16 protein-coding genes, 1 tRNA gene and 1 pseudogene are annotated in these 14,902 nt (G+C 67.7%); 8 read left to right on the forward strand and 10 right to left on the reverse strand.

Annotated elements, in window-relative coordinates; all coding sequences use genetic code 11:
- Positions 1 to 5: 5 nt before the first annotated feature.
- Genes ptsP through C1A30_RS14355 form a run of 4 tightly spaced genes read right to left on the reverse strand, consistent with a single transcriptional unit; the run spans position 6 to position 4,842 of the window.
- Positions 6 to 2,432, reverse strand: a complete 2,427-nt coding sequence (gene ptsP, locus C1A30_RS14340) for a phosphoenolpyruvate--protein phosphotransferase (protein WP_101950195.1) — start codon at positions 2,430 to 2,432, stop codon at positions 6 to 8.
- A 5-nt stretch (positions 2,433 to 2,437) separates the two neighbouring features.
- Positions 2,438 to 3,070, reverse strand: a complete 633-nt coding sequence (gene dhaL, locus C1A30_RS14345) for a dihydroxyacetone kinase subunit DhaL (RefSeq protein WP_101948929.1) — start codon at positions 3,068 to 3,070, stop codon at positions 2,438 to 2,440.
- Positions 3,071 to 4,069 (reverse strand): dihydroxyacetone kinase subunit DhaK, encoded by a 999-nt coding sequence (gene dhaK / locus C1A30_RS14350; protein WP_101948930.1) that lies wholly within the window; start codon positions 4,067 to 4,069, stop codon positions 3,071 to 3,073.
- A gap of 11 nt (positions 4,070 to 4,080) precedes the next feature.
- The gene (locus C1A30_RS14355) at positions 4,081 to 4,842 is read right to left on the reverse strand and encodes an MIP/aquaporin family protein (RefSeq protein WP_101950196.1); all 762 of its coding nucleotides are present in this window, start codon (positions 4,840 to 4,842) and stop codon (positions 4,081 to 4,083) included.
- Between the two features lie 119 nt (positions 4,843 to 4,961).
- Here C1A30_RS14355 and C1A30_RS14360 point away from each other — a divergent pair, with 119 nt between their 5' ends.
- Together C1A30_RS14360 and C1A30_RS14365 are read left to right on the forward strand one after the other, a co-directional pair.
- Positions 4,962 to 5,708 carry an IclR family transcriptional regulator gene (locus C1A30_RS14360; RefSeq protein WP_101948931.1) on the forward strand — a complete coding sequence of 249 codons (747 nt, stop codon included), beginning with the start codon at positions 4,962 to 4,964 and terminating at the stop codon, positions 5,706 to 5,708.
- A gap of 18 nt (positions 5,709 to 5,726) precedes the next feature.
- Entirely contained in the window at positions 5,727 to 6,554 is an 828-nt protein-coding gene (locus C1A30_RS14365; RefSeq protein ID WP_101948932.1) for an oxidoreductase, read from the forward strand.
- A gap of 73 nt (positions 6,555 to 6,627) precedes the next feature.
- On the opposite strand, the gene C1A30_RS14370 is transcribed toward C1A30_RS14365, so the two are convergent.
- From C1A30_RS14370 to C1A30_RS14380, 3 genes are all read right to left on the reverse strand, one after another.
- Entirely contained in the window at positions 6,628 to 7,491 is an 864-nt protein-coding gene (locus tag C1A30_RS14370) for an endonuclease domain-containing protein (protein ID WP_101948933.1), read from the reverse strand.
- Between the two features lie 88 nt (positions 7,492 to 7,579).
- Positions 7,580 to 8,110, reverse strand: coding sequence for a YbaK/EbsC family protein (locus tag C1A30_RS14375; protein WP_200828261.1), 531 nt, complete (start codon positions 8,108 to 8,110; stop codon positions 7,580 to 7,582).
- Complete coding sequence (locus C1A30_RS14380; RefSeq protein WP_101948934.1) at positions 8,107 to 8,301, reverse strand: hypothetical protein; 195 nt, start codon at positions 8,299 to 8,301, stop codon at positions 8,107 to 8,109. Before C1A30_RS14380 ends, C1A30_RS14375 begins: the two co-directional genes overlap by 4 nt.
- Before the next feature lie 19 nt (positions 8,302 to 8,320).
- Between C1A30_RS14380 and C1A30_RS14385 the strand changes: the two genes are divergently transcribed.
- The 3 genes and pseudogenes from C1A30_RS14385 (at position 8,321) to C1A30_RS14395 (ending at position 9,800) form a co-directional block, all read left to right on the forward strand.
- Positions 8,321 to 8,680, forward strand: coding sequence for a DUF488 domain-containing protein (locus C1A30_RS14385; protein ID WP_101948935.1), 360 nt, complete (start codon positions 8,321 to 8,323; stop codon positions 8,678 to 8,680).
- Between the two features lie 8 nt (positions 8,681 to 8,688).
- Positions 8,689 to 9,045 (forward strand): annotated as a pseudogene (locus C1A30_RS14390) (LLM class flavin-dependent oxidoreductase); the annotation flags it as partial.
- 152 nt (positions 9,046 to 9,197) lie between these two features.
- Positions 9,198 to 9,800 (forward strand): GNAT family N-acetyltransferase, encoded by a 603-nt coding sequence (locus C1A30_RS14395; RefSeq protein ID WP_101948936.1) that lies wholly within the window; start codon positions 9,198 to 9,200, stop codon positions 9,798 to 9,800.
- Between the two features lie 6 nt (positions 9,801 to 9,806).
- Here the strand turns inward: C1A30_RS14395 and C1A30_RS14400 are convergent, their stop codons facing one another.
- From C1A30_RS14400 to crcB (C1A30_RS14410), 3 genes are read right to left on the reverse strand one after another with little or no spacing between them, the layout of a single operon-like run.
- Positions 9,807 to 10,862, reverse strand: a complete 1,056-nt coding sequence (locus tag C1A30_RS14400) for a DUF190 domain-containing protein (RefSeq protein ID WP_101948937.1) — start codon at positions 10,860 to 10,862, stop codon at positions 9,807 to 9,809.
- Positions 10,859 to 11,224 (reverse strand): fluoride efflux transporter CrcB, encoded by a 366-nt coding sequence (gene crcB, locus C1A30_RS14405; protein WP_101948938.1) that lies wholly within the window; start codon positions 11,222 to 11,224, stop codon positions 10,859 to 10,861. Before crcB (C1A30_RS14405) ends, C1A30_RS14400 begins: the two co-directional genes overlap by 4 nt.
- Positions 11,221 to 11,619, reverse strand: a complete 399-nt coding sequence (gene crcB / locus C1A30_RS14410) for a fluoride efflux transporter CrcB (RefSeq protein ID WP_101948939.1) — start codon at positions 11,617 to 11,619, stop codon at positions 11,221 to 11,223. The genes crcB (C1A30_RS14405) and crcB (C1A30_RS14410) overlap by 4 nt, the downstream gene beginning before the upstream one ends.
- Before the next feature lie 71 nt (positions 11,620 to 11,690).
- On the opposite strand from crcB (C1A30_RS14410), the gene pgm reads away from it, so the two are divergent.
- The 3 genes from pgm to C1A30_RS14425 all read left to right on the forward strand — a co-directional run bounded on the left by pgm (position 11,691) and on the right by C1A30_RS14425 (position 14,726).
- Positions 11,691 to 13,337, forward strand: coding sequence for a phosphoglucomutase (alpha-D-glucose-1,6-bisphosphate-dependent) (gene pgm / locus C1A30_RS14415; RefSeq protein WP_101948940.1), 1,647 nt, complete (start codon positions 11,691 to 11,693; stop codon positions 13,335 to 13,337).
- The gene (locus C1A30_RS14420) at positions 13,334 to 14,596 is read left to right on the forward strand and encodes an MFS transporter (RefSeq protein ID WP_101948941.1); all 1,263 of its coding nucleotides are present in this window, start codon (positions 13,334 to 13,336) and stop codon (positions 14,594 to 14,596) included. The genes pgm and C1A30_RS14420 overlap by 4 nt, the downstream gene beginning before the upstream one ends.
- Before the next feature lie 57 nt (positions 14,597 to 14,653).
- Positions 14,654 to 14,726, forward strand: a tRNA-Ala gene (locus C1A30_RS14425).
- Positions 14,727 to 14,902: the final 176 nt, after the last annotated feature.

Consider the following 14,902-nt stretch of genomic DNA (forward strand, 5'->3'; position numbering starts at 1 on the left):
TGACCTCAGCTCAACTGATCTCTGACGGCCGTGGCGCTGTCGGCCGCCAGCAGCGTGTTCACCACGCGCTGTGCACTTCCTGTGTCCGTGTCGCGGACGGCCTCTTTCGTGCCGGGTATCGCCGGGGGAGTGACGCTCAGCGAGTCGACGCCCAATCCGAGCAGCAGTGCGACGGCCCGCTCATCGGCCGCGAATTCGCCGCAGACCGATACGGACGCGTTGCCTGCCGCTCCTTGGCAGGTGGCTTTGATGAGGTGCAGCAGGGCGGGATCGAACGTGTCGCCGATGGACGCCACCGCATCGTTGTTGCGGTCGGCGGCCATGGTGTACTGCGTCAGGTCATTGGTGCCGATGGAGAAGAAGTCGACGTGCCTGGCGAACGCGGCCGCCTTGAGAGCGGCCGCCGGCACCTCGACCATCATCCCGACCTGCAACCCGGCGGGACGTTCGCCGCCCGCGCGACTGATCGCCGTGTCCAAAAGCTCACGGGCTGAAAACAATTCGTCGAGTGTGGCGATCATCGGGAACATGATGCTGACGGGTGTCTGCCGTGCTACGAGCACCATCGCCAACAGTTGATCGGTCAACAGGTCCGGATGTGCCAGCGACAGCCGGATGCCGCGTACGCCGAGATACGGATTCATCTCGGCGGGCGCAGGCAGGAACTCCAACGGCTTGTCACCACCGACATCCAACGTGCGCAACGTGATTCGCCGTCCATCCAGGGATTCGGCGATCTTGCGATAGACAGCCAGCTGCTCCTCCACATCCGGTGCGTCCTGCCTGCCCAGGAACAGGAACTCGGTGCGGACAAGGCCGGCAAGATCAGCGCCGTGCGCGGCGGCGGCGCGCGCGTCGTCCACCGAACCAACGTTGGCGCCGACCGCGACCGTGACGCCGTTCCGAGTGATCGCGGGTTCGGCGGCACGTGCTTGCGCCTGGTGCTGGCGCTGCGCGAGTACGGCCGCCTTGTCCTGGAACTCCCGCCGGACGTCCGGTGCCGGGTCGACGATGAACTCGCCACGACCACCGTCGACCGCGACAACTGTGCCGTCGGGGATCGACAACACCGACGGGCCCGCTCCGACGATCACGGGAATACCTTTGGCCCGCAACAGGATCACGTTGTGGGCATGCGGGCTGCCGAACGCAAGTAGTACCGCCGCCACGCGGGTGGGGTCGAGGTCGGCGGCCTCGGCCGGTGTCAGGTCGGCCGCGACCACCACGCCTGTCGGCCCCGGCGAGTTCTCCGCAGCGCCCATCATCGCCCGCAGCACCTGATCGCCGACCGCGCGCACGTCGTCGGCCCTGGCCTGCAAGTAGGGATCAGGCAGCACGGCGAACTCGGCGGCCAGGTGCTGGACGGCGGCCGACCACGCCGAGGGCGCGGACGCCCCTTCGTCGATCCGCCTGCGCGCACTGTCGAGCAATGCGGTGTCGTCGAGCAGCAGCTGGTGGGCGTCGAAGATGGCCGCTTCGGTCTCGCCCACGTCACGCGCGGTGCGGGTGCGCAGTTGGCTGATCGTGCGCCGCACTGACGCGATCGCCTTGCTGACCCGGCGCCACTCGACGGCGGGCTCGTCAGCGGGCGTGTCGGGAATGTCGACGGGGCCCGACCGTGCCGGGTGGGCGGGTCCGATGCCCAATCCGGCACCGGCACCGATCGGCGCCGGACGCGTCGTCGGCTGGGCGATGGGCGCCGCCTCGCCGGGGGCCTCGTCGAAGTTGCGGGCGGCCAACGCCAGGATGTGGTCGAGCGATTCGGCTGCCTGACTGCCGGAAACGCGCACTTCGACTTCGTCGCCTGACCGCACACCGAGGGTGGCGATCTTCGAAAGGCTGCCCGCGTCAACCCATTCGGATTCGGTTCGGCGGTTGCGGATCCGTGCGTGTGCGTCGCGACGGCGCACCTCTTGCACCAGTCGGGCGGCGGGACGGGCGTGCAATCCGTGCGGATTGTTGACGACGAAGGTGCCGACGAGTTCGTCGGCGTCGAGGTCGTTGTCGGGGGTGGCCGTCGGCGCGGACCCGAGGTGGCCGATCTTTCCCGCCAACGCACCTGCGGCCTCCGCGGCCACCTCGCTGCTGTCCGCGCCGTTGGCCGCCGCCACCGCCGCGACCACCAGGCCCTCCACCAGCGGTGCTGGACAGAGCACCACGCGGTCGCGGATCTCGTCGTCGAGAAGTTCGAGCGCCAACTCGGCCGACAGCACCGCACTGCCGAGGTCCATCAACACCACCACGCCCGCGCCCTGGTCCGCGGCGTTGATCGCGTCGACGATCTGCGCTGCGTCCGTCCCGAACGTGGTGTCGTCGAGGCCCGCGGCGACGGCGATGCGAATCTGCTTGCCGTGCAACATCTCCTGGGCCAACGCCACCGCCGCCCTTGCCAGCGCACGGCTATGCGACACGACGACGATCCCGACGGTCACCGGACTCACCCGCCTGTCGCGAAGGCCGAAGCCGCCGCCGCGATCAGCATCGCCGCAGACGTGGCGCCAGGATCGACGTGGCCGACACTGCGCTGACCGAGGTAGCTGGCACGGCCCTTGCGGGCAACCATGGATTCGGTGTCGTCGCGCCCCTTTTCGGCTGCCACGGTGGCATCGGCGAGCGCGACCGCGAGGCTCTCCCCGGACGCCAATGCCGCGTCGAGCGCGTCCAGGCCGGGCGAAAGAGCGTCGAACATCGTCTTGTCGCCGGCTTCGGCGCGACCACGCTGCACCACACCCTCGATACCGGCGCGCAAGGCCTTTGCGAACGTCGCCGCATCGACACTGTCGTCGGTGCCGAGTGCGCCTGCCATGCGCAGGAAGAAGGTGCCATACAGCGGGCCGCTGGCGCCGCCGACCGACTTCACCAGGGTCATGCCCACCTGTTTGCACAATGCGGACATGTCGGAAGGCGCGGCATCGTCGAGGGCCGCCGACACGGCCGTCATGCCGCGTTGCATGTTGATGCCGTGGTCGGCGTCGCCGATGGCCGCGTCCAAATCGGTGAGCGCTTGCGCGTTTTCGTCGATGACGCGTGCGTATTCACGAATCCAAGCGGTGAGCTGCGCCAGGTCCATTCAGCATCCCCTCCGCAGTGCCGGCGTGTTGACGGGATGGTCCCACAGTCGCAGCAACTCGTCGTCGGCGCGCAGCAGCGTCACCGAACAGCCCGCCATGTCGAGGCTGGTGATGTACGGGCCGACCAGTGACCGGGCGATCCTGACCCCCGCCTTGTCGAGGATCGCAGCGAATTCCGCGTACATGACGTACAACTCGATCAGCGGGGTGGCGCCCATGCTGTTGACGAAGAGGATCACGCCGTCGTCTCCCGCGAAGTCGAGGTCGGCGAGCACCGGGTCGAGCATCAATTCGGCCACCGCCCGCGCGGACTGCATGGGCATCCGCTGCCGGCCCGGCTCACCGTGAATGCCGATGCCGACCTCGATTTCGGTGTCGGACAGGTCGAACGTCGGATGCCCGACCGCGGGCACCGTGCACGAGGTCAGTGCGACACCCATGCTGCGGGACGCCGCGTTGACGCGCCGTGCCACGTCCGCGACTTCGGGCAGGCTGCGTCCCTGATCCGCTGCGGCACCGGCGATCTTCTCCACCAGCACCGTCGCGCCCACGCCGCGACGCCCCGCGGTGTAGGTGCTGTCTTGCACCGCGACGTCATCGTCGACGACAACCGATTCGACCGTGATCCCTTCCGCGTCGGCCAGTTCGGCGGCCATCTCGAAGTTCATCACGTCGCCGGTGTAGTTCTTCACGATGTGCAGCACCCCGGCGCCGCCGTCGACGTTCTTGGTCGCCTCGAGCATCTGGTCGGGCACCGGCGAGGTGAAAACCTCACCGGCACAAGCGGCGTCGAGCATGCCTCGGCCGACGAAGCCGCCGTGCAGCGGTTCGTGACCCGATCCTCCACCGGAGATCAGCCCCACCTTGCCGTCGACCGGCGCGTCGCCGCGGTAGACGATCCGGTTGGCGTGGTCGATGCGCAGTTCGGGGTGCGCTGTGGCCATCCCGCGCAGGGCCTCGGCGATGACGTCGGCGGGATCGTTGATGAGTTTCTTCATGTTCGGGCTCCTCAGGCGGCAGTGGTGGCTTCGGCGGGAACGGCGACAGCGGCCGGTGCGTCGTCGGCCCTGGTCCTGGAGATCGCGACGTAGGCGAACGCGGCGAGCACACCGGCAAGGCATTCGGCCGCGAGGTAGACCGGCAATTGGCTCCACGAGACCGAGCCACCCGCGATCTGCTGGACGAGCATGGGGCCGAACGTGCGGGCCGGATTGATCGACGCGCCCGTGGTGGGTGCCACCGGGATGATCGCCGCGAACACCACCAAACCGATGGCGACACCGGCGAAACCCGCCGAGGCCTTGCGGTGTATCACGCCGAAGACGGTGAACACGAGAATGAACGTACCCACGAATTCGGCGAAGAAGGCCTGTACGGGAGAGACGCTCGCGGAATACGTCGCGACTCCCAGTCCGGCATCGCGGGCGGCCGTGCCGAGTACGCCGAGGATCGCCCCCGCGCCGGCGACCGCACCGACGACCTGCGCGGCGATGTACGCGGGCACGCGGGACCACGGGAAGTTGCCCGTCGCCGCGAGGCCGAGGGTGACGGCGGGGTTGATGTGGTTTCCGGAGATGTGCCCGAGCGCGTAGATCGTCGCCACCACGACGGTCGCGAACGCGAACGAGATCATGCCGAGATCGGCCATGGTGAACGGTGCGTCCCCGTTGACGATGATCGTGGCGGGCACCGATCCGACGCCGATGAAGACCAGGAACGCGGTGCCGAAGGCTTCGGCCGCGAGTTTCTGGATGAGCGAGGGTTCGTCCATGACGTTCTCCGTCCGGTGGTCGACTATCTCGGATAGCATTCGATAATGTCGAATGTGATCTGGACCATACGCTTATGCTTCGGTCACCACAAGAGGTCATTTCCAGGAAAGGTGGACGCATGATCCAGGCGGTGGATCGCGCGCTGCGCATCCTCACGGTGCTGCAAGGCGGCCGTCGGATGAGCCTCGGCGAGATCGCGGCCGCCATCGACCTGGCGCCGTCCACCGTCCACGGGCTGGTGCGCACCCTGTTGGCACACGGCATGGTGCAGCAGGAACTCGACTCCGGTCGCTACCGGCTCGGGCCAGCCACCTTGCGGCTCGGCAACGTCTACCTGGACACCCTCGAACTGCGTTCACGGGTGGCCATCTGGGCCGAGGGGCTGGCCCGACGGACCGGCTGCGCGGTGCGCACCGCGGTGCTGCTGTTCGACGAGGTCGTCGTCGTCGCGCATGAGCCAAGGCCCGACGGCACCCGGCAGATGCCCGAGGTCGGGATCGTGATTCCCGCGCATGCCAGCGCATTGGGCAAGGCGCTGTTGGCGTTTCAATCCGACTACAAACCGGACGAGCTGCGCAGCATGACGGGGGAGACCGTCACCGACCCCGCGGTGCTGGCCGACCAGTTGGAGCAGATCCGCATCTCCGGGATAGCGACCGAGGTCGAAGAGGCTGTGCTGGGTGAATGTGCTGCCGCCGCACCGGTTTTCGACTCATCGGCAGAGGCGACAGGTGCGATCGGGCTGGTGGTGCCCGCCGCGCGGTGGCCGCTGGATCCCGAAGCCATCGACGCGCTGCGTGACACCGCCCGCACGGTGTCGCGCGAACTCGGATCTCCGGTGTGGCCGCCACGCCGGTCCTGTTGATTGACGGAAAGAGGTGCCATGAGCGTCTGGTTTGTCACCGGTGCGAACCGCGGATTCGGAGCGGAGATCGTCGAGAAGGCCCTTGCCGCAGGGCATTCGGTCGTCGCGACCGCGCGGAACCCGGCAGGGGTCAGCGCACGGTTCCCCGATGCTGGTGACCGGTTGCTGCCCGTGGCGCTCGACGTGCTCGACGAGGCGCAGGCGGCCGCGGCGGTCGAGGCGGCCGTAGAGCGATTCGGCCGCATCGATGTCGTGGTCAACAACGCGGGCCGCGGCCTGTTGTCGGCGGTCGAGGAGGCCAGCGACGCCGCCGCGCGGGCGGTGTTCGACACCAACGTCTTCGGCATCCTCAACGTGCTGCGCGCGGTCCTTCCGACGCTGCGGGCACAACGGTCGGGCCGCATCGTCAACCTGTCCTCGATCGGCGGGTTCAGGGCGTCGGCAGGCTGGGGCGTCTACTGCGCCACGAAGTTCGCGGTGGAGGCCATCTCCGAAGCGCTTGCGGGCGAAGTGGGTCCGCTCGGTATCGACGTCATCATCGTCGAGCCCGGCTACTTCCGCACCGACTTCCTCGACGCGTCGAGCCTGGACACCGAGGGCACGGTCATCGACGACTACGCCGAGACCGCCGGTGCGGTCAGGCAGCATGCCGCCGACGCGAACCACGCGCAGCCAGGCGACCCGGTGAAGGCGGCGGCGGCGATCGTGGAGATCGCGTCGGCCGAGCGGCCGCCACTGCGTATCCAATTGGGTCGCGATTCGTTCGGCGCCGTCGCGGAGAAGCTTCAGTTCGTGGCCGAGGAGCAGAAGGCGTGGCGGGAGTTGGCCATTTCGACGGACATCTAACCCCTTGGGCGCCGAACGTGAGCTCACGCTCGACTTTTTCGCGATTTTTCGTGCATAAGCTCACGTTCGGCGGCTAGACGGGAGCCCCCGCCGCGCATAGCGCCGCGCGGGTGCGCGTGACTATGGTCTGGCGTCGATAACGGATCATGTCAGAGCTGACACGGACGATGCGCCAGCCGAGAGCTACCGCCTCCGCGTGCCAGTCGATGTCGTTGGCGCGTATGCCCGGTTCAGCCCAATGTTGAATGCCGTCGTACTCAACCCCGACCTTCCAGTCCTCCCAACCCATGTCGATTCGGTGGACGAATTCGCCGAAGTCATCGAAGATGTTGATCTGCGTGCGATGCGGCCGCAGTCCGGCATCGGTCAGGATCAGCCGCGTGCGTGTCTCCTGTGGTGACTCCGCGCCGGCGTCGGCCAAGTTCAGCACCTCGCGTAACTGCACCGTCCCGCGTGCCCCGAGGTGGCGGCCCGCGATCGATTCAATCTCTCCGGTCTTGACGTCGGTGGCTTGCATCAGCGCGTCGACTCGGATGACGGCCATCGTTTTGCCGCGACTCCGACCGAGGTCGAAGCCTGTGCGTGCCGGTGACGTGACGGATATTCCGCGTACGAGGCAGGTTTCGTCGTCGGCCAGCGCGTCGCTGTGCAGGACGATGCCGTTGGTCTTGTGTCGACTCGGCTGATTCAATTCGGCCGGCGCTTTCGCATCGATCCACCGCGAACCGAGCAATGCGGCTGCTGAGAGTCCGGCCACTGTGGCCCGACGCCCCGACCAAAGCCAGGCGGCAACTGCCTTGTCGGCAGCGGTCAGCGCCTGGCCTTTCGGCACGTAGACGTTGCGAAACACCGCGTCATACTGTGTGCCTAGCTGGTAGCGGTTGACCTCGCCACGAGCCAACGCTTCGGTGCCCAGAAACGGCCAGTCGAATGCCACCTCTGATATGACGGCGCGACGCTCGCCACGGTTCCCCTGCCGAACGTGAGCTCATCCCCGACTTTTTCGCGATTTTTCGCGCATAAGCTCACGTTCGGCGCAGCGTGATGTCCAGCACCTCGGCATTCGGCAGCGTCGCCAGCACGCTGGTGTCCGCGAGCAGCTTGGAACCGCGAATGCCGCTGCCGATGACCACCCGCTGCTGATCGACGACGTTCGCATCGACCAGTATCGGCCAGTCCGCAGGCGACCCGACGGGCGTGATGCCGCCATACTCCATCCCGGTGAGGGCCACTGCGTCGTCCATCGACGCGAATGAGATCTTGCGTGCCCCAAGGTGTTTGCGGACGACACCGTTGACGTCGGCGCGCGTGGTCGCGAGCACGACACACGCGGCGTACCACACACGGTCGGCCCGCCGCGCCTCCACGACTACACAGTTGGCCGAGACGTCCAGCCCGATGTCGTAGTGGTCGCAGAACGCCGCGGTGTCGGCCAGGTCGGGGTCGATGGCACTGACCCACAGCCCGTCCCGCAGGTGTGGCCGCACTGCGTCGGCGACGAGGTCGGGCGCCTCGCCGGCCGCAACGAACTCCAGCTTCCCGAGCGTCACCGTCATTCCGCGCTGCTCCACCGGTCGCCGATGAAGGCCAGCAGCGCGGGATCGTCGGAGGTGAACCGGTCGACCTCCTCGCCACCGTCACAGCGCAACAGCCCGACGGTGATGCGGTCTTCAGTGCGGGAAATGACCTGCCACACGGCGCCGGAGTCCTGCCAGCGCTGCAGTTCCGCGGTCCGATCGATGTCCATGGTTCTACGATTCCATCTCATGGGTGCCCGTCGCCGCATCAGGGTCGCGCGCGTGTACGACGCCCCCGAACCCGACGAGGGTCAGCGCGTCCTCGTCGACCGGCTGTGGCCGCGCGGTTTCCGCAAGGACGATCCGCGGGTCGGCCGGTGGATACCGAAGGTCGCGGCGTCCACCGAACTGCGCAAGTGGTACGCCCACGACCCGGCACGGTTCGACGACTTCGCCGCCCGGTACGAAGCCGAGTTGGCGACGGGGGAGAGCGCCGCAGCGCTGGCGGAACTGCGCGACGTCGTGCGCGCCGGCCCGGTCACGCTGGTCACCGCCACCCGCGACCTCGAACTCAGCCACCTCGCGGTGCTGGCGCGGATTTTGTCGTAGTAGGCGGCATGCGGCTGGGATTACACGCCCTTGGCATTGGAGCGGGTTCGACCCGCGCGGTCATCGACGCCGTCGCGGTGGCGGCCGAACAGTCCGGCTTCGCGACGCTGTGGTCGGGCGAACACGTCGTGATGGTGGACCGCTCGTCGTCGCGCTATCCGTACTCCGACGACGGGCAGATCGCGGTGCCGGCCGAGGCGGACTGGATCGATCCGCTGATCGGGCTCGGCTTCGCAGCCGCCGCCACGTCGACGATCGGCATCGCGACGGGGGTGCTGTTGTTGCCTGAGCACAACCCGGTGCTGGCCGCGAAACAGGCCGCCACGCTGGACATGCTCTCCGGAGGCAGACTCACCCTCGGCGTCGACGAACTGGTCATCGTCGACGGTCCGCCGGGCGACGCCGGTGCGGCCGCGGACTGGGTGTCGGCGCTGGCCGAGAAGTGGATCGTCCGTTAGCCGACCCGGAGAGAGGGAGACGACCCGAGGCCGGATTTCTGCGGTAGCCTCCGCGGGAAATGACTGATATCGAGGCGCCCGCACCCGTTCTGCCGCGCGAGCTCACCGACATTTCCGACGTTGTCCGCGCGGTCGGCGCACCGCCGACGCCGAAGTTGGCACCTCCGTACGCCATCCGCGTAGCGGATCCCGACGCCGACGCAGCAATGGTCTCGGAGTGGATGAACCGCCCGCATCTGGTGGAGGCGTGGGAGTACGACTGGCCGCCGGCGCGCTGGCAGCGTTATCTGCGCGCGCAACTCGATGGCGAATACTCCAGGCCGTTTATCTGCGGTGTCCGCGGCGAGCCGTTCGCTTACCTCGAGCTGTACCGCGCAGCCAAAGACTCCATCGCCTCCCGTTATGACGCCGACCCCCACGACATCGGCATGCATGCCGCCATCGCCGACCTGCAATTCGTCAACCGAGGTATCGCGCCGATCGTGTTGCCGCGCTTGGTCGACAGCATTTTCGAACTCGAACCCCGTTGCGGGCGAATCATGTTCGATCCTGACCGTCGCAACGCCAGCGCGCGGAGAGTGTGCGAGCAGGCCGGATGTGAGTTCCTCGGTGAGCATGAGATGTCGAACCGCAGGATGGCGCTGTACGCATTACCGCGATGATTTAGCTCAGTAGTCGTAACTCGCCAGGGCCGTCGCGCCCCGGCGCTCGCCGTCGTCGATCGAAACCAGGGCAGGCACCAACTCGCTGGTGATCAGTCCGTGCCGCCCGGTCAGGTCGTCGATGATGTCGAAGCTCGCGGCGATGCGCTCTGGACTGTCGACGACGATCGTCGTCACCGGCACTTGCCGGGTGAGCTGAATCACCTTGTCGCCGTGGGGTTCATGGTCGCCGTGAAAACCCCAGATGCCACGCAGCACAGTCGCGCCGGTGGCGACATTGGTGTCGAACAGGCGCTGCACGATGGCGCGGTGGATGGGTACGCCGTCGTGCAGTGTCGCCTCCGACGTGTGCACCATCAGCTTCTGCCACAGCGCGCGCCCGTTGTCATCGGTGGCGGGCAGCGCGGCCGGGCGCGTCAGAAGCTCACCGTCGCGTTTGCAGAGCTGCACGCGTTCCAGCGTCACCAAAGGGTTTCGCAGCACAGCATCGATCTCGGGGATAGCGGCGGTGGCCTGTGCGCCGGTGCCGACCGCGATGATCATCACGGGGACGTCGGCATTGCGACTGAAGAACTTCGCCCGCCGCCGCTGCCCGCCTCTGGTGCCGTCGACGCCGAGAAGCACTGCGGCACCGGCGAAGCCGTGCCGGTGAAGGACAGCGCAAACGGCTTGGTGGGCGGGTTGTCTCGACACCCGTTCCTGACGCCCGAGGTAGACGGTGAGCTTGACGGTGTCCGGCGACTCGTCACCGATCAGTCGCGCGCGCTCGAGGGTGACGAGCCCGCGGGTGGTCATCGCCACGGCGCGGTCGGCAAGCCCAGCGATCCGTTCGGCGCGGTCGACCGCGGCAATCGCGATCGGCGAATCCTCCGATGCGCTCAACGACTGATCGCTGCGCAACTCGTGGTGCGGGCCGAAGCTGGCGATGCCGCGGAGCACGATGCTGGTGTGCACGGCGCTTTCCCCGAAGAGGTCGAGCAGAGCGTCGGCCAGGAAGCGGTCGCCGGTGCGCAACCGCTCAGCGAAGTAGGCGGTCAGCTTGAGGTAGTCGTCGGCGCTCACAGCCGGCCTCCGATCCAGACGCCCAGCCAGGCCGCGGCCAACCCCACCACGATGCTGACGACGATGTTGGCGACCGCGGGGCGCAGTTCGCGCTCCTCGGCCAACCGCTGCGTCTCGAGCATCCACGTCGAGAAGGTGGTGTAGGCGCCGACGAACCCGGTGCCGACGAGCAGCGCGAGGTTCGGGCTCAGCGCGAGGCCCGACAGCAGGCCGAGCAGCAGGGCGCCGCTGATGTTGACGACGAAGGTGCCGTAGGGGAACGGTCCGCCGATCCGGCTCGACACCGTGCGGTCGACGACGAACCGCAGCACCGCGCCGATGCCGCCGATCAGCGCGACGCCCGTCCACACCAGTGCCGTCACGCGCGGATCCTGGCGCGGCGGACCAGCGCGGTGGCGAGATACAGCGCGAGCAGTCCGGTGACGATGCTCGCGACGGTGTAGCCGACGGCGAGGCCGTAGCGGTGTTGCTCGAGCATCTTGACGATCTCGACATGCATGGTCGAGAACGTGGTCAGGCCGCCGCACACCCCGGTGCCGAGAAGCGGTCGGCGATAGCTCGACACCGGCAGCCGCTCGAGCAACCGGGTGGTGAAGTAACCCAACAGGAACGCGCCGACGATGTTCACGGTGAACGTCGCCCACGGCCAATGGCCCGGCTCGGCCCCGGCGACCGTCTCGAGTGCCGCGCGGGCGAGTGTGCCCACGGCGCCACCGGCGAAGACCGCGGCCAACTCGCGGCGGTCGAAACTGATCATGAGCCAAAGTATCGCCGCCGAGCATCCGCTCCGGCGTACGACCCGGCGTCGACAGGAGCAGAATCGGGGACATGGCTGCGAACCCACGTGCCGGCCAGCCGGCGCAACCAGAAGACCTCATAGACATCGCGCATGTTGTGACGGCCTATTACGCCGTCGAACCCGACCCGGACAACGTCGATCAGCAGGTGGTGTTCGGCACGTCCGGGCACCGCGGGTCCAGCCTGGATGCGGCGTTCAACGAGGCGCATATCGTGGCCACCACGCAGGCCATCGTGGAGTACCGGGCAGCGCAGGGCACCACCGGGCCGCTGTTCATCGGCCGCGACACCCATGCGCTGTCCGAGCCGGCGTGGACGTCGGCGTTGGAGGTGTTGGCCGCCAATGACGTTGTGGCGATGATCGATTCGGCTGGCCGGTATACGCCGACGCCCGCGGTCAGCCACGCGATCCTGACGTTCAACCGGGACCGTGACGGTGATCTGGCGGACGGCATCGTGGTCACTCCGTCGCACAACCCGCCGCGGGATGGCGGTTTCAAGTACAACCCGCCCAACGGCGGACCGGCCGACACCGACGCGACCGGGGTCATCGCCAAGCGCGCCAACGAGATTCTGCGCGACGGGCTCAAGGGCGTGAAGCGGGTGCCGCTGGCGAGGGCGCTGCAGACCGCGCAGCGGCACGACTACCTCGACGCGTACGTGGCGGACCTGCCGAACGTGGTCGATCTGCACGCGATCAGCGCGGAGGGCATCCGCATCGGCGCGGACCCGTTGGGCGGAGCCAGCGTCGACTACTGGGGCGCCATCGCCGAGCGGCACAACCTTGCTTTGACGGTGGTGAATCCTCTCGTCGATGCGACGTGGCGGTTCATGACACTGGACACCGACGGCAAGATCCGCATGGACTGCAGCTCACCGAATGCGATGGCTGGGCTTCTCGAAAAAGTGATCGGCCATCCTGGGACATATCAGATCGCCACCGGCAACGACGCCGACTCCGACCGGCACGGCATCGTCACACCCGACGGCGGACTGCTCAACCCGAACCACTACCTGGCGGTCGCCATCGACTACCTGTACACCAACCGGCCGGAGTGGCCGGCGGCTACGGCGGTGGGCAAGACCGCGGTCAGCTCGTCGATCATCGACCGGGTGGTCGCCGGGCTGGGCCGCAAGCTGGTCGAGGTGCCGGTCGGGTTCAAGTGGTTCGTCGACGGATTGATCAGCGGCACAATCGGTTTCGGTGGCGAGGAGAGTGCGGGGGCGTCGTTCCTGCGTCGCGACGGCTCGACGTGGACCACCGACAAGGACGGCATCATCCTGGCGCTGCTGGCCTCGGAGATCCTGGCCGTGACGGGGCAGACCCCGTCGCAGCGATACGCGGAGCTGGCCGAAAAGTACGGCGCGCCAACCTATGCGCGCATCGACGCGCCCGCCGACCGGGAGCAGAAGGCGCGGCTGGCGAAGCTGTCGCCCGAGCAGGTGACCGCGACGGAGTTGGCCGGTGAGCAGATCACCGCGAAGCTGACCACCGCACCGGGCAACGGTGCGGCGCTGGGTGGGCTGAAGGTGACGACGGAGAACGCATGGTTCGCGGCGCGGCCGTCGGGCACCGAAGACGTCTACAAGATCTACGCCGAGTCGTTCAAGGGCCCCGAGCATCTGGCAGAGGTACAGGAAGCGGCGAAGGAAGTGGTGAATAAGGTCATAGCGTGAGCTCTGTCGCGGAGGGTGAGTGTTCGGCTGAGGTAAAGCCGAAGCTGCCCGGTGAAGTCTGGGTGCTGATCACCGCCAATGTGGTGGTCGCCCTCGGCTATGGCGTCGTCTCGCCGGTGCTCCCGCAATATGCCCGCGACTTCGGGGTGAGCATCAGCGCCGCCACCTTCGTGATCACCGCGTTCTCGCTGATGCGGTTGGTGTCCGCGCCGGCCAGCGGCCTGTTCGTCCAGAAGATCGGCGAGCGCCGCGTCTATGTCAGCGGGCTGTTGATCGTCGCGGTGTCGACGGGTGCGTGCGCGTTCGCGCAGACGTACTGGCAGCTGCTGTTGTTCCGGTCGCTCGGTGGCTTCGGGTCGGCGATGTTCACGGTGTCCTCGCTGGGGCTGATGATCAGGATCTCGCCGCCCGACGCGCGCGGCAGGGTGGCGGGATTGTTCTCCAGCGCGTTTCTGGTCGGCTCGGTGGGCGGGCCGGTGCTGGGCAGCCTGACTGCGGGCCTTGGTTTGTCGGCGCCGTTCGCGATCTACGGCGTGGCGCTGCTGATCGCCGCGGCCGTGGTGTTCTTCTACCTCCGGCATTCGACGTTGGCGGCTCCGGCCACGGACGCCGAAGACCCGGTCACGTTGCGAATGGCATTGCGCAACAGGGCGTATTGGTCGGCGTTGTTCTCGAATTTTGCGACGGGCTGGTCGGTGTTCGGCTTGCGGATCGCGTTGGTGCCGCTATTCGTCACCGAGTTGTTGCACCGGGGTCCGCGGGTCGCCGGGTTGGCGTTGGCGACCTTCGCGGCCGGCAACGTAGCCGCCGTGATCCCCAGCGGCTACCTGTCGGATCGCATCGGGCGCCGCACGCTGCTGATCGTGGGGTTGTCGGTGTCCGGGGTCGCGACGATGGCGGTGGGGCTGGCGTCGTCGCTGACTCTGTTCTTGGCGGGCGCGCTGGTGGCGGGCGCGGCCGCGGGCATGTTCACGTCCCCGCAGCAGGCCGCCGTCGCGGACATCATCGGCAGTAAGGCCAGGGGAGGGACGGCCGTGGCGACGTACCAGATGATGGCCGATGCCGGTGCGATCGTCGGGTCGCTCGCGGTCGGGGAGATCGCCCAGCACGTCTCGTTCGGCACCGCGTTCGTGATCAGCGGCGGGATTCTGCTGGTCGCGGCCCTCGGCTGGGTGCTGGCGCCGGAGACCCGGCTGCGGCCCAGCGAGCACACCCCGGCCCGCGCGCTCGGCCCTGAGGTGGGTGGCGAGCTGCCGTGACCGGCCGTTTTGAATGCGAACCCGCAGGTGGTGTAACTTCGATGAGCACAACTTCACGGGGCTATGGCGCAGCTGGTAGCGCACCACACTGGCAGTGTGGGGGTCAGGGGTTCGAGTCCCCTTAGCTCCACTTAATAACCGCAGATCGGGGCCGCCTTTCAGAGGTTCCGAAAATCTGCGTCACTGACGTCTGATAGGCAGCTGAACTAGGCATCAGGCCAAGCCGGCGCCTGGCGGCCCGTCGCGGCAGAGGAACACCGCGGTCCTAACGGCTCGACCGGGCGATCGGAAACTTCGTCGCGACAA

The sequence above is a fragment of the Mycobacterium sp. 3519A genome (genome assembly GCF_900240945.1).
Taxonomy (GTDB): Bacteria; Actinomycetota; Actinomycetes; order Mycobacteriales; family Mycobacteriaceae; genus Mycobacterium.

Bases quoted from the DNA above. Each gene is read 5' to 3' on its own strand.
- C1A30_RS14395 (WP_101948936.1), top strand. From the start codon at position 9,198: ATGACTGATATCGAGGCGCCCGCACCCGTTCTGCCGCGCGAGCTCACC.
- C1A30_RS14380 (WP_101948934.1), bottom strand. From the start codon at position 8,301: ATGGACATCGATCGGACCGCGGAACTGCAGCGCTGGCAGGACTCCGGC.
- dhaL (WP_101948929.1), bottom strand. From the start codon at position 3,070: ATGGACCTGGCGCAGCTCACCGCTTGGATTCGTGAATACGCACGCGTC.
- C1A30_RS14385 (WP_101948935.1), top strand. From the start codon at position 8,321: ATGGGTGCCCGTCGCCGCATCAGGGTCGCGCGCGTGTACGACGCCCCC.
- C1A30_RS14375 (WP_200828261.1), bottom strand. From the start codon at position 8,110: ATGACGGTGACGCTCGGGAAGCTGGAGTTCGTTGCGGCCGGCGAGGCG.
- C1A30_RS14355 (WP_101950196.1), bottom strand. From the start codon at position 4,842: ATGGACGAACCCTCGCTCATCCAGAAACTCGCGGCCGAAGCCTTCGGC.
- dhaK (WP_101948930.1), bottom strand. From the start codon at position 4,069: ATGAAGAAACTCATCAACGATCCCGCCGACGTCATCGCCGAGGCCCTG.
- pgm (WP_101948940.1), top strand. From the start codon at position 11,691: ATGGCTGCGAACCCACGTGCCGGCCAGCCGGCGCAACCAGAAGACCTC.
- C1A30_RS14360 (WP_101948931.1), top strand. From the start codon at position 4,962: ATGATCCAGGCGGTGGATCGCGCGCTGCGCATCCTCACGGTGCTGCAA.
- C1A30_RS14365 (WP_101948932.1), top strand. From the start codon at position 5,727: ATGAGCGTCTGGTTTGTCACCGGTGCGAACCGCGGATTCGGAGCGGAG.
- crcB (WP_101948939.1), bottom strand. From the start codon at position 11,619: ATGATCAGTTTCGACCGCCGCGAGTTGGCCGCGGTCTTCGCCGGTGGC.